General features: G+C 39.9%; 12 protein-coding genes. All 12 read right to left on the bottom strand.

Annotated features, from left to right (window positions below):
* Positions 1–515 precede the first annotated feature (515 nt).
* The 12 genes from ABLT31_RS33010 to ABLT31_RS32955 all read right to left on the bottom strand — a co-directional run bounded on the left by ABLT31_RS33010 (position 516) and on the right by ABLT31_RS32955 (position 13,808).
* On the bottom strand, positions 516–2,003 hold the full coding sequence (locus ABLT31_RS33010; protein ID WP_367759726.1) for an ATP-binding protein: 1,488 nt from the start codon (positions 2,001–2,003) through the stop codon (positions 516–518).
* Between the two features lie 13 nt (positions 2,004–2,016).
* A complete protein-coding gene (locus tag ABLT31_RS33005) occupies positions 2,017–2,406 on the bottom strand; it encodes a TcpE family conjugal transfer membrane protein (RefSeq protein ID WP_367759724.1) in 390 nt (129 codons plus the stop codon).
* Positions 2,403–2,636, bottom strand: a complete 234-nt coding sequence (locus ABLT31_RS33000) for a hypothetical protein (protein WP_367759722.1) — start codon at positions 2,634–2,636, stop codon at positions 2,403–2,405. The genes ABLT31_RS33005 and ABLT31_RS33000 overlap by 4 nt, the downstream gene beginning before the upstream one ends.
* Positions 2,637–2,641: 5 nt before the next feature.
* A complete protein-coding gene (locus tag ABLT31_RS32995) occupies positions 2,642–3,721 on the bottom strand; it encodes a conjugal transfer protein (RefSeq protein ID WP_367759720.1) in 1,080 nt (359 codons plus the stop codon).
* Entirely contained in the window at positions 3,718–5,706 is a 1,989-nt protein-coding gene (locus ABLT31_RS32990) for a type IV secretion system DNA-binding domain-containing protein (RefSeq protein WP_367759718.1), read from the bottom strand. The genes ABLT31_RS32995 and ABLT31_RS32990 overlap by 4 nt, the downstream gene beginning before the upstream one ends.
* On the bottom strand, positions 5,687–6,457 hold the full coding sequence (locus tag ABLT31_RS32985; RefSeq protein WP_367759716.1) for a hypothetical protein: 771 nt from the start codon (positions 6,455–6,457) through the stop codon (positions 5,687–5,689). The genes ABLT31_RS32990 and ABLT31_RS32985 overlap by 20 nt, the downstream gene beginning before the upstream one ends.
* Before the next feature lie 1,387 nt (positions 6,458–7,844).
* Positions 7,845–8,882: a hypothetical protein gene (locus tag ABLT31_RS32980; protein ID WP_367759714.1), complete on the bottom strand. Its 1,038-nt coding sequence runs from the start codon at positions 8,880–8,882 to the stop codon at positions 7,845–7,847.
* Between the two features lie 76 nt (positions 8,883–8,958).
* Complete coding sequence (locus tag ABLT31_RS32975) at positions 8,959–9,249, bottom strand: hypothetical protein (protein ID WP_367759712.1); 291 nt, start codon at positions 9,247–9,249, stop codon at positions 8,959–8,961.
* Between the two features lie 421 nt (positions 9,250–9,670).
* Positions 9,671–10,840, bottom strand: a complete 1,170-nt coding sequence (locus ABLT31_RS32970) for a replication initiator protein A (RefSeq protein ID WP_462976567.1) — start codon at positions 10,838–10,840, stop codon at positions 9,671–9,673.
* Positions 10,841–10,893: 53 nt separating this feature from the next.
* Complete coding sequence (locus ABLT31_RS32965) at positions 10,894–12,264, bottom strand: tubulin-like doman-containing protein (RefSeq protein ID WP_367759708.1); 1,371 nt, start codon at positions 12,262–12,264, stop codon at positions 10,894–10,896.
* 28 nt (positions 12,265–12,292) lie between these two features.
* Positions 12,293–12,667, bottom strand: a complete 375-nt coding sequence (locus ABLT31_RS32960; protein ID WP_367759706.1) for a hypothetical protein — start codon at positions 12,665–12,667, stop codon at positions 12,293–12,295.
* 373 nt (positions 12,668–13,040) lie between these two features.
* Positions 13,041–13,808 carry a MerR family transcriptional regulator gene (locus ABLT31_RS32955; protein ID WP_367759704.1) on the bottom strand — a complete coding sequence of 256 codons (768 nt, stop codon included), beginning with the start codon at positions 13,806–13,808 and terminating at the stop codon, positions 13,041–13,043.
* Positions 13,809–14,225: the final 417 nt, after the last annotated feature.

Here is a 14,225-nt window from a genome sequence, read left to right as displayed (position 1 = left end):
CACAGGAAGCAAGCCCTCCACGTTGGTAGCTTACCACGTTCCGTCATTCCTATCTGTTGCATCTACACTTTTAGGTTTCTCCTATGAGCCTGCTACCTGGATATCGCCTGTAACGATATATGGATTTTCATAAAAACGAGTTTTACTCACCCACAGTAGCGACACTAATTGTGCCAGCAAGCCTTTCGACTTGCTCCCGATATAGACCCGTACCATCAGAGATTCGTCTGCACGACCATACCTCGCTTTGGTTCTATGTGCATTCTAACCATGAGTGTTTTGTAGACTCCCGGCCTATAGGCTACACCATCCACCTCTGGACAGCTTTCGTGCCATATGACTTACGGTAGCTCTCAGCCGACTTCACCGAGCTTCATACAGTTTGATTCTTGCTCATCTCCCTGCATGTCGGAGGATTAGAGGAAGCCCTTCAAGGCGTTACCCTATCATTTGACTTCTCGGGATGACAGTTCACTACGAACTTTCATAAGTTCAACAGTGCCTAACCTTTTCAGTTAGGAACGTGTCGCACCATTTTTCGGATCCGTCATTAAGATTTTGGCTCCAAAGAAAATCGCGTGGAGCAAAATATCTTTGAGCAAATAGGATTTCCCCATCCCTGTCGGTCCCGAGATGGTAACGTGAGGGGAGGAATACTTCGATCCCTTCAAGCCGAGATGAGCCAAAAAGGGATGATAGAACACAAGAAAGGGCGAGTTCTCCAGGCTTTCGCCGTGGTGTGAAATATTCTTTCCCAGATAGAATCCTACGGTGTTCCCCACTTTTCGGGTAAGCGAAAAGAGAGATTCCGAAAAAGATTCTGGGGTTAAGATTTGTTCCCAGTCATGAGCTTTAATCGGTGCAGAGGGAATCGATTGATGAAATAAGAGAAGTTGGTCGGCTAATGGCTGCACCATTTCCATCGATTGATCTCTAAAATCGATTTTCAGTCGATTGGCTCGTCTTCGGCATTCTTCTTTCGTCTTGCCATATACTACAAAATGGATGTGTGTTCTAAGGAGAGGTTTATTCTGATTTTTAATGTCGTTTTCCAATTCATGGAGTAGGCTTCGTCCGCTATTGATGAGGCTGTCCTCATCTTCATTCGCTTCGATGAGCTGGGCGTCTTGGTCACGAAAACGCTTCTTGATTTTATTCGTCTCGTTATAGTCTTCCTTTTTCCCTTTGTAGACGGTCCGCATATGAAATTCAATGGGGAAGTGGTAAGACTGGAAAAAATAGGCCCACTCTTTATGCGATAGATCCAGAGGGAACTCTGAAATGGGAAGAAATGCGCACCAGGATTCTTCCTGTAATTGCTGAATGCGAAGATATTCTGCTGTCGATGGGTCCAAAATGCCCTCGGTAAGGCTGTATAGGCTCGTTTCATCCTTCGGTTGTCCTTGTCCTCGAATGAATTGAGACCGGATAATATAGCGCAATTCTTGTTCTTTTACTCGCTGGGCGGATAGATAAGAGGTCAATATGGAAAACGCCTGTTCTTCGGACTCTTTAAACATTCGCTCCGTTAATTCATCCACCTCGTGACCGCCAAATCCGGCTACACGTTGCACGTAACGGTTCATGCTCTTAAAAGAGGTCACCAAGCTGCTAAGAATCGGTTCATCATTCATCTCCCGACGCTTCAATTTAATCCCCACAAAAAACTTATACTCCACCACATCTTTTGCTTCTTCTGCTAGAATTTCTTTGGCTCGATCGGCATAATAGCGTCCGATGTCGGCATAGTTACCTTCATACTGGGCTTTCAGCTTCTCCATTCGTTTATCAATGTCGAGAGGAACGGGAATGATTTTATAATCAATTTCCTCAAACGAGGATAACTGCCACGCCAGCTTTTCCAATCGATAGACATGGGTGTTTTCCGCCTCCCGCTCATTGACACCCACCGTATTTTCGAAGACTCGATAAACTCCCCACGCTTCATCCTCAGGCGTATAGATGACGTTTCCCTTATAGGATTGAATCGGAAACTGTAGCATTCAATCACCTCCCTTATCGGAATCTCTCATACGACTGCCCTTTTTTCATCTGTGGCTGGTAAACCGGCTTGTGACTGCTGTATTGGAAACGCCGATGGAACAAATATCGTAAATAACCGAGAAAAAATCGGTCCAGTCTCTTTCCGTCCAGTTTGCTTTTGCATAGGGCTCCTGCAATCATCCAAGGCAATACCGCATAAAAAGCGAATTCTAACGTGGTCGGCAGGAAGGATCCGATGGTTCCCCGAAAAAGAAAGAGGATGCCAAAGATCAAAAGAGCCACAAGAATTTGACGAATTTCAACTCCTTTCGAAATGATAAGGCCCTTCTCTCCTTTTCCCAGGTTGTACAGCTTTAAAGGATTCTTCCAAAATTTACGGTAGGTATAGGCTCTAGACCTCAATTTAACCCACCACTCTTTACACCGTTCCAAATGGCTTTCGCGAGACCTTCAAATTCACCGGGATTGGAAACAATCACGTAGCATACGACGGCAAAGATGAAGTTCGAGAAAAAAGCCCCCCATTGTTGCGACAGGAACGCTCTCACCAGCATCACGATCATAATAATGAACAGGACGGCAGCGACTTGGGATGAAACATAACTGGTCAAACCCGTGATATCAGGTAACATAGGGATCATCCTCCTAAAGTGTGTTTGAGTTGTTTCACATAGAATTTATTTTTTTCCTTTTGGACAACCAGCGTGAAAGGATGCTTACTGGAAAGTCCGGTGTCGGCTTGTTGCAAAGTGACCAGCGTTTTCACGATGTATTGTCCTTCCTGATCGCCGTTGTACACGATAAAGTCTTCCAAGCCTTTATACTGGTAAAGGTCCTTTAAGGCTTCCGGTTGTTCCATCAAATAGGACATTTCTTCGATCGAATTGGTCGTATACGACGTGAAGAACTGGGTAGCAAATTGCTTCAGCTCATTCTCCACTTGAACGTTCTTTTTGGACTTGTCTGTTTGATCTTGAACAGCTGTTAAGCGTGTGTCACTCGGAACGGCTTGGAAATACGGGTGATCAATCACGTTGAAGGATTGGCCATCGGTTCCCAGCGGAACCACCATCATCACGTTTTGGGTACCCAGCGACTGCTCTTTCAAAACCACCTCTTTTTCTTTCCCTTGCTGATCTTGGTTTGCATTTTCTTTTGGGGTGACTTCCGTTGTCGGTTTCACTTCCTCCAGTTTGATGAGCTCATACTGAATTTGATACACGTATTGAGCGGAATGGTCCTGAATATCCTTCACATCATATAATTGAGCACTCTTCAACACTCGTTTCCCTTTAAATTCGGAGAGGTTTTCTAATTTTTCAAGCTTCATTCCTTCCGCTAAAAAGCCTTGCAAAACATTGGCTCGTTGCTCTCGCCCTTTGGAGTCAGCTGGAATCGTAATATAGGTCTCGATGAATCTCTTCGAATACGATTCACCCGCAGGTGAATGGGCAAATCCCATGGCGTGCAAGCTTTCTATTTTCTTCATCGCTTCACCTTGAAAGCCATTGACCTTTTCATTGAGATATCCGGTTCGGATGGTTGCTTGGATGGACAAGAAGATGACACCGCCGACCACGAGCCAAAATCCCAAAGTGAAAAGAGTCCGGCTGTTCCAACGTGACGACTTCAGTCGTCGATCGTCTTTCAAGATTTTCTCCCGTCCTCGATCCGTGTTTCGTTTAAAACCGTTGATGAGCTTACTGAGAAACGTCATTGAATCCCTCCTAAGTCCAGCGCATTTCGAACATACACTCGACGGAAATAGGTATCACCGGTCTCTTCTTCTACCATTTTTCGATTGATAAAAATTTCCCCGATTTGCAAGTTTTTGATCTCATCCGGATGCGCTCTAAAATTCCGTACATCTCGAACCGTTCCCATCTCCGATTCAAAACGCAGGTGATTATATCGATTTTCTACTTGTTGTGTGATTTCTTTATCGTTGTAGGTTCCAAAAACACCTGCCATGCGTTCCGCATCTTTGGATGAGTTGACACGACCCGTTGCGATTACATTACAATTGGAGATAATTTGCTCCGTCATCACCGGATCCACCGCATCGATATCCGATAGGGTTTGGGTGGAGATGATACACTCAAAACCTGCCGAACGTGCCTTATTGACGATATCCACGATTCGGCGATCTCCATAAGCAGAAAACTCATCGTACACCGCAAAAATCGATTTACGCCCTTCTGCTTGGCGATAAGCCACTAAGCTATTGACATCGAGAATAACCATCTTCCCGATTTTCTTGATGTAGTCCGCATAGCGACTTCCTGAAATGCTGAAAATGACCACATCATTGTCGTTCGTAATTTTACGAAGATCAATGCCGTTTTCATCCTCCACAAATAGATGACCGAGGTCGGATTCGAGCAGTTCCCCGAGTTGCATTTTTAATCGAGTAAGGCATCCCTCCACCATCTCTTCAGGAAACTCATCATCCAAAATAGCTTTAATTTGCTTCATCCCTTCCTCTAGGAACGTCACTTTTCGTTTTTTCTTCTGCACCACGGTTTTCTTGACTATTTTTGTTTTCGGTTTTTCCTCTTCTATAAAAAAATCACTCAGTTCATGATGGTCCTGTCCTGACACATCATCGTGAATCGAAACTTCCTCCTCTACTTCCACTTCTACTTCTTCTTCGATCTCACGCTCAGAGCTATACGCCTTGAAAAAAGCATGCATCGACTTGAGATTCGTTAGCTTGGCAATGGTTTGAATATCTCGCGGTGCTCCCGCTTCATCGATGAGTTTGACGATCAGCTGTAAAAATCGGGAAGCAATATCGGTGTAGTACGCGCCATCGCCTTCGGAGGAGAAGGAAAAGAGCGACATCAGCTTATCTCGTGTTTCCGTTGGTGTTCCGTTTTTGATCGGGTTATACGTGAGAGGATCCATTTCAGAAAACAGATACACCTTTTTTCCGTAGGCTTCACATAAGTCTTTAAACTCCAACATCGACTTACGCTCCCCTTTTCCATCTACAAAAATAATGGGCTTATCCTGTTGTAAGGCTGATTCCATTAAAGAAGCAATCAATGTGGTTTTTCCTGTACCGGTACCGCCTGTAGCCAGCATGTGATAATTCAATTCTTTGGCGTTTAAAGAAACACGCTCCTTAAACTCCGAATAGCCAATAAACACTTCTTGGGAAGGTTGATTTCGGTATTGCAATTGCTTTCTATTAAGAAATTTCAAACGATTTTTGCGAAACTGTTGATACTGGCGACCCGCCTTGCGCATCCGGATTTCACCTGATTTCGTGCTAACTCGTTTTTTCCAAAAGTACTTGGCGTATACGTGGTATCCGAAAGAGAAAACCAAGGCTAGTCCTGTCGTATTGATGTAGGAAGCACCGGTCAAGGGAATCAAACGTCCTTCATTCAAAATCCTTTCGATGATGGTCGATAAATAAGGGACATTCATCTCGGATACGATGCCAAAATAAGCAAGCCCATTCCCTGTCTGATACTGGATAAAGAGGACGGTTAAACCGACAACAAGAGCAAGATAGACGACCCAATCACGTTTGAGAACATGCCAAAGCGCAAAGAACAACATGCCAAGTATGGCAGGAATCATAAGCATGATGGCCACGGCACCGACTAGCACATAGACGACCACTTCACCGATGATCTTATCCGTTTCCGTCTGTTTAGGTTCCCTCTGTCTTTCATGGAGTAGAGGTTCCATTCGGCATCACCTCTTCCCATTTTTCTTCTAAAATGACAGAAGGAATCTTTTTTAATACAATCTTGTTACCGTTAATGAGCTTTTTCTTCACTTCGTGGATGACATTCTGGACTTTCGTATCGTTTGTAAAATACATAACCTGATGAAAGGAATGAATCAACCCTTCCATACGATCCCCCGACAACAATTTCTCAAAAAGCTGGAACTTTTCCTCATATCGCTTTCGGTCTTTTTTATTGAGTTCTAATTCAATCCAAGTCGTACTTTCTCGTCCATCCGGTGATCGAAAATGAAAGATCGCATCGGGGATTCGATCCCGGTTTTCGTTGAAAGCCTTCAGCTTACTTTGATGATCTCCGTCCCCCATCACCCCATGCCGAATTTCACGTTCGGTCTGGTAATCAAAGCCAATCCCCTGTTTCTCAGATTGAAACTCATAATAAAGAATCAAGTCCGTCATCAATAAATTATGCTGCATCGTATAGATCGTAGCTTTTGTTGGAACCGTTACAAGTGTATGGGTAAGGTCCCTCGCCTCAATCGTGCCGTAATAGACCCCTACCTTATGAGCGATGCGCTGATGCTTTACATACCCTCTGTCTTCCAATTTCCGCAAGCGACGATACACACGGTACACATTGGGTTCTCGAAACTTTAACATCATCTGATTGGCTGTAACGACTCCATGTCGCAATATAAACGACAGGTAATCTAAATCTTTCTCTTTTAATGAACTGTATTTCAATACCATTTCCATCATCCTTTTCGTTGTAAATATCCAATCACACTCCATCTGAGAAAATTACGGAAACAAAATGAATGATAAAAATTAGAACCTAATCAGAACGGCCAAAAAAGGTAGCTCGTTTAGTGGGTATACATGCAATCAAAATGGACTACCCTTATAAATATCAGCCATCCCAAATGCATTTTTGTCTTCGAAGCATGATCACCTTGGAGTTAAACCTCTTGAATAATCATACATATGTCTTTATGAATATTTACTCTTGAATCACGTCATCGAACGAGCTTCTATCCCATCACTTCCTCGAATTCACCTCTCTGTTTTCCTCCTTGATTGACTTCCGTTCACTTGAACTACCTTCTTTGAATGACCTCTTGTGACCTTGAACTTTTCTCTTGAACTTGAACTTTTTGAACTTAGCTATCCCCTTTTTCTTTGGTTGGCTCCGCCTTTTTGAGTAGCAGAAGACCTCGATACATCATAAGGTACGTTGATGGGGCGAGGTCTTCTGCGTAAAACGAAGGAAAGGCGGAGCCAACCAGCCCTTATACCATGTGGGATAGCGATCGAAATCAGACCGCAAAATAAAAGAAATTGATTGATTTTAAATTAACAGTATTTTTACAATTCTTTTTTACGGTTTTTGTTCGTCTTTAATTTTACAATAAGAACAGCTGTTTGGAAATGTTTTACAAGGAAAATCATACCAACAACCTAACTAGATGGTTCTCTCGGACCAAAAAAGTTTTTTCTTATCTTAGGAATATAATCACTGAACATTCCTAAATCAGGTTCATTCTACTGTAAGTTAAGAAGAAAAAATGAACCTTACTCGATCGTTTCATAGGTTAAGAAAACGCATAAAATAGTGTATAAAAGGACTTGGGAAAATGGACTTAACTTACCTATTGAATAAAATAGGATTTTGAATGAATGGATCTTGTTATGTATTTAAAGATTGAAACGTAGTCTTTTTTTTTTTGTAAAAAGAAGTAAAAGTTAAAAATAGTAAAATAGCTTGTTTTATATAAAACTTTAATTATTAATTTCCATTATTAAAAACCATTAGGATGATGATCTAGTCAGTTGGAACCCAAGTGTGGCAAGAGTTTGTGAATTTGTCCTGAAAGAATCCATAGTTCCCAAAATAGAATGCACAAGCATAATACTGATAATCACATTTATATTTCTATAATCCACAGTTTAAAATTCTAATTTCCACAGAATTCATGGTGAAAATGGCAATAAAAAAGTGAAGAGAACATGATTTCAAGTCCTCTCCACATTTAATTTCAATAGATAGTTATTTAAAATGGGATAAATGATTGACGGTTACTTTTATTTATGCAATACAAATAGACCGCTCACCTTGATATTTTAAAAAAGTGCGGTCTTACACGTTTTCCAACCAATTATAAAAGACAAAGGGGATTTTCTCCTCGTGAGGTGGATCCATCTTCGATTTGATCTTCTGGATCGCCTGGGTTATGGTCTGCTTTTGTTTTTCAAAACGTTTGATCCATAAGGATGCGCCAGAAACAAGCGTATCTTCCATGGTTTGAATGGCTTGAGTAACATAGTAAACCTGTCTTTGTAAGGTGGGTAAAATCTTTTGCTCCAAGTCAACAAGGATAGATCGAAGGTACTTACCCACTTCTCCTTGCTGATTGAGTTCATAGAGCTTGTGCACAGAAAGGAGCTTTTTCAGAGCATGGGCAAACAACTCCATACCAACAGATTGGAAAGAAGAAACATAATGCTTCTTTAATTTTAAGATGTCTTCTCGAGATGCTGCAGAAATCAGCTCGTCCATGCCATGATCCCATAGGATATCCTGAAGAAGCTTTTGCTCTCCTTCATTGGCCAAAGCTTCTTGAAAGGCATACGGATCCTGTAGGCCAGTAACACGAACCATTTCTCTATTTCTTTCCTTAACGACCTCTAATTTGAGAAAAGATTTCACTTCATCAAGGACTAAGTAAACCGGTTCCCGATAATAAAGGTTGAGTACTCCGTTTCTTTCTTCTTTAGAATGGTACAACGTAGACAAATCGCGCTTTAACGGTCTGCCGGTGTGAACTCCGGACCAAAGCGTGTAAAGAACAAAGCGCTGGGCATGTACACTCATGGAACGGAATTCAGTAGATTCTAGGAATGGAAAGTGTTTGATATACCCTTGAGAGTACTCCTCTACCTTTTTAATAAGATAGAGACGATCCCCTTCTAAACGAAGCATTCCTTCTTGGATCCCCTTTTTGATAAATTTACGGATCGATTGGATATCACAAGTAAGCTTCTCAGCCATTTCAGAAAGGGTGAGCGGAATGAATCCATCCCAACAAACATAGCGAGATAGCAAGAAATTAAATTGAATTCTTAATGCACTGAAATACTTAGTCGTAGATGGATTGCATAAGTCACGATGGATCATTCCGTTTCACCTCCTGTTTATTTATAGTAAGAAATAAGTGTATATTGATTGATCGTATTCGAGATAAAAAGTATAATTATACTAAAGAAGGCAATATTGAATTAAGCCCAGGATTTTTATTTTTTAAAAATCGGGTTTCAAATGGTTTATTTAGTTTTTTAGTTTTTAAGTTTTTAGTTTTTTTAGTTGGGTTTCTAGCCCGAAAGGAACCAATGAATCTTATCAAAGTGTTGCTAGCACTTTGATAACCGGCTCTCACGTTACCGCGTGGGAGTTCTTTTTTTGTAAAATGATAATTCAATTGTCTGAATATTGTCGTTTTTATTTCTTTATTGTCTATGAGTCTACTATATAAGAAAAATAACATTTTGGGAAATCGTGCTAAAAACCCCATTTCCGTACTCAAACGGATGTTTTATCTCGGTTTTATTGGTAATTTATAGTAGATTCGAACTAAACTACTCACTTTTTCCGTACTCAAACGGATGATAAGACCTACGATTCCGTACTCAAACGGATGATTTCAAGTTTTTTTCGACATTCTTTGTAAATTTCCGTACTCAAACGGATGATTTTATTAGGATTTTCCGTATTCAAACGGATGATCGAATCTTTTTCCGTACTCAAACGGATGAAATGATTGTTTTTCCGTACTCAAACGGATGAATTAGACTATTTTACCGTACTCAAACGGATGATTTTTTTTGCAAAAAAAATAAAAATGAGAGCAATTCCTCGCTCTCTTTGGTAAATAAGTTTCTGCTCTAATCATTCCTCAGGTTTTGAGTCTAATCTAAGTTGATTTCTAATTGTTTATTTTCTTTGGGATTAACAAAGAACGTATTTTTTACAACTAGAAGATTTCTCTCTTTCAATCCTCTTTTCTTACCTGTAAATTGATAATTACGGATAATTCCCATTTGCTTGAGCTCTTCACAGGCTTGAGAGATTCGCTCCACAATTTTAAAAGGTGGAAGAGACAAGCTCTGATCATCTTCAAGAAAATGAAAATGAGCCGCCAGAGTTTCGAGTTCAATGATAAATTCGGGCTCTGTGTAAGAAGCCATTAACCAGTAGAGTCCTTGAGCCAAGTAACTTCGAAGATCATTCATGAGAACAAGGGAAATGTCAAAAAAGTGTCCGTTTTCGTTCGCTGCCACTAACCAATCCGGCAATTTTATTTCAAATTCCCGATCAAAGTGAACTATCGAATCTACCTTACGACGAAAAACGATTTGATCAATAAGTCGGGTTAATGCGATTTCTTCATATTGTGCACCCTTGTGACTTTGATATTGTGTCAATGTCACCTCAATATCCTTTAGGCGAATTAATGAATTTTGAATCCGTTGATAATTTTTTGCACCATCGGTAAGACTGAGTTCATTGAGAATATCGATATATTTTAATTTTAATGTATTGGAGATCTTGCCACGATTCTTCTTAAACCATAGGCTTTGAATGGCCGCCATGACTTGAGCATCATACGTATTTAAGATCTCACCCGTTTTACTTTTAATATGAACGGCCTTAACACCATTGGCTGTAATCGAGAGTTCTCCTTCCTTAACCTTATTCGAAGAACGGGCAGAAAAAATGGCATGCTGGGCGATATTCGTATTAAAGGGAACCAGTTCCTTTACATAATCAAATGCCTTCTGGTTATACGCTCGCTCCAGAATATCTATCTCCACTTTTAATAATTCCTCGTCCCTCGAGGAGAGTTCCTGACTTTTCAGCTTGCCTTTTAACTCCTCAATAGAGGTTTCTACATAGGTAAACAAAGCCTTTGCTTGTACCGTTCTGCTTAATCTTAAACTTAACTGTTCAATCTTTTCTTGATAAATGACTTGAAATTTAAGAGGATCAACCCTTTTATCATAGTAAGTCTGAACAAATTCTTCCGCCAATAAGTGAACATGCTCGTAAACATTCGATGATTTAGACAACTGTCTCACCACCTTTCGATGAATCCCATTTTTAACCATGTTAGAAAAAGGAACTAGATCGACTAGTTCCTTTTCATTTTGAAAGGGTTTTTGACTTCAGTAGATGATGCAGAAGCAATTTCCTTTTTTGCTGCAAACGGATTTACCGGTGCATCAGTGTTAGCTACCGTTCTGGATCTCGCTCCTGTTTTCTTAAACGGATTGACATCTAAATCCCCGTCAATATTAAACCCAGAGGATTTTTCCTCTCTTTCCCGTTGCTTTCGAATTAATTCTTCAGATTCTTCTCTTAGATGCTTCGCACGCTCGGGTAAGCCACGTAAGCTAACAATCGTATAAACCAAAGCATGTTTCGAATCCCAGGTAGAACGTCCATAATAGATGGGAACCTCTAATTCGTCTTGTAAACGTCGATTGATCTTTTCAAGAGTATTAGCATTCAGAATGTCCTCTTTGCTTTTAGGCATAACAACATGAAGCCCAAAAGCAATGGCATCCTGCTGATAGTTAAAACCATTTGCTAAGACGTTTTTCCCCCGATACGTCGAGACAATTTCATGAATTAAGTCCGCTTCACTTTTCAAATTGGTTTCTTGAAGATTAATTTTCTTCTTTGCAAAGGTCAGAAGACCGCCGGTTAAAAGTAACTTGTTTTTAAAGTCCTCTGCATCCAATGTCTTATCTGATTCTAGTGTCGTAACTACGTTCCACTCGTGAAGAATCGATGCTACCTTATAGTTAGAATATCGATCCCAGGCAAGATGAGTCGCTTCCTCCTCGCCTTGATCCTTGGCTTCGATATGATCTTCAATAATTTTCTTGTTGTCCAGTATGATGAGATTTTCAAGAACACGATATTGATTTCCTTGATCGTCTTCACGAATCTCTTCCAATTTAGCAGTTAATTCTTTTAGTGCATTGAAAGCATTGATGTTTTCATCGATATGTGGATTTGGAAGACTCACGATCGCCATCACGGGTTTGCCTATGTAATCTGCACACACATCAATGATCATATTGATGGATCCGGTCCCTGTTCCTCCACCCAAAGAAGCGACGATGACGATCACTTCCGCACCTTTCATTACTCGTTGAACAGCTCCAAACACCGCCTCGCCATTGGTTTCTATGGCCGCACGACCTTTTTCTGGATCCATTCCGGCCCCTTTTTCAAATTCTTTCCCCTTCAAGGCTAACCGATTATTTTTATCAACATTTTTTAAACTTTCAATATCTCCCTGGTTCGTATTAATACAAAGAACAGGGTAACAAGGTTCTTGATTCACCGGGTTTCGAATTCCAGCAAATGCATCTACGATCTTACCTCCGCCTTGTCCTAAGCCGATAAAACCAAACTGAGTCCCTAAAGAAGCTCCACGCTGCTTAACAAAACTTTCTAACTCCCAAACATTATCAATCGTAACTTTGCTCACCGGCATTCCCTCCCACTTTATATGAATATCAAATGGCTTCAGTCTTCATTACAGCAGAAACAATCTTGCTAGTTTTTAAAAGATCCGGCTTTTCTTGAATAAGCCTCCCCATGAGTTCTGCAGCAACTTCTCCATTTTTCGTTAAAAAGTATTTGTCTGCTGTTCCATCTTTAAAGAAATCGATAAACGTTGTACCAAGAAGTGTTGCCACAGCTTCGTCAACCGTGTAACGATACTTACGGGAGGATTGATCGATTCCTAAGGAAGATTGATATTCTCGAAGGATATCAATTTTAGAGATCCCAGCTTCTTTAGTAGATATTAAATAAAACACATCTAAAATAGAATCCTTTAATACTCGATCACAGATGTAATATACTATTTCTTCTGTAAACAACGTCAATGACTACAATACCTCCTTTCTTTTATCCGAATATAACGAAGGATGCAAAGCTTGATATTGTATTATTCTAACTTAGAAGTCATTTTGATGTATTATGCGACACAATAAATATACCATATTCATCCAATGTTGTGAAGCGTAATCCTGGAAAATTTCTCATTCAGCTCTATTGATAAGACCGGGATGTGGAGTGTTTGTTGGATAAGTTGTTAGATTATCATCTTTAAAAGATTTAACTGTTCGGTCTAACGATGTCATGATATCGTATAATTCTAACTTATGACTTATTTTGTTGTATTATGCGACATAAAAGATAACTCATGTTCATCTAATAATATGGTGAAATGCAATCGATAAAAATCCCCATCCAACCCTATTCATGCGGGTTAGATGGGGATTTTTGATTCAAGACATGATTTGATTTTTCTCTTAGAAGATTTTGTCGCTCATTCCAACGTTTGATTACTTCATCCGGCTTACGTTGCTGAATAAAGTCATGAATAAACCATCTTTTCTTTTCTTCATTTTCCACGCGTTTAGGAAACAATCCCTTAAAAATACGATGTTCTCGTTCAGAACTAGGTAAACTGAGCCACGCACTTTCTGCTTCCTTTTTAAGTTCAGCTTCTACATGGTGTTCTAATGTCCATAAAGCCATTTGTTCTTCCCGGATTTCTAAAACATCAGGTCTTTCTTCTAATTTTCCTTCTAAGACTTGGATCTTCTTTTCTAATGTCGTTACTGTTTCTTGGTAGCCTTGGAAAAATTCCATAATTTTTGAACGTTCATACTCAATCAACTGTGTCTGATCTGGTTTTTTCAATCGTTCGTGTTCGTTCGATTGATCCTGAAATCTAGTCGATCTCGTTCGGTCATCTTTTGCGTACAACTCACCTGGCTGCAAATTTAGTACTTGTCTAGCCACTTCACTCGTCTTGGTTTTAGGCCCATTTTTCAAAAGATCACGAATTTGAGTTAATATTTCAATGTCCGAATCAGTATAAGCTCTTCCTTCTGTTCCAGATAAGATCGGATAGCCTAGTTCTTCTAGAGCTCTTGTCCAACGGTTGATAGAAGGCGGTGATACGCCTAATTGCTTAGCTACTTCAGCGGTCCAATACACCTGTTTTTGTTCATTCAAGTTCAATCACCCCCTATGTACACGATTGAACGCGGTTGATTTAACTAACGTCAATAGATAAGAATCTATTAAAACGAATAGAATAGTATAATAATATAATATAAATTTTGGCAAGCAAAAGAAAGAGAATTATTCCTTTTTGGACAAATAAATTTTATAAATTGACATACAGTTATATACGTTCATATTCAATCAATCATACACCTGCAATCGTTCGTGAGTGATCTTATTCAATTGAATGATTGTGAAATCAAGTCAATCGGACTCATTCAATATGTAAAGAAAGCTATAAAACGCATATAAATCAAGGTAAATCTTATGTGATTCAGAGGAGATGTTGTTCTTTAACATAGATTTAAGTTTTTGATTTCTAGAAAAATATATGATTGCTCATCTTCGTTCGCATACAATCACTCT

It is taken from the genome of Ammoniphilus soli, from assembly GCF_040813775.1.
Note: the sequence above shows the minus strand (reverse complement) of the source record. Positions and strands in the feature narration are given on the sequence as shown.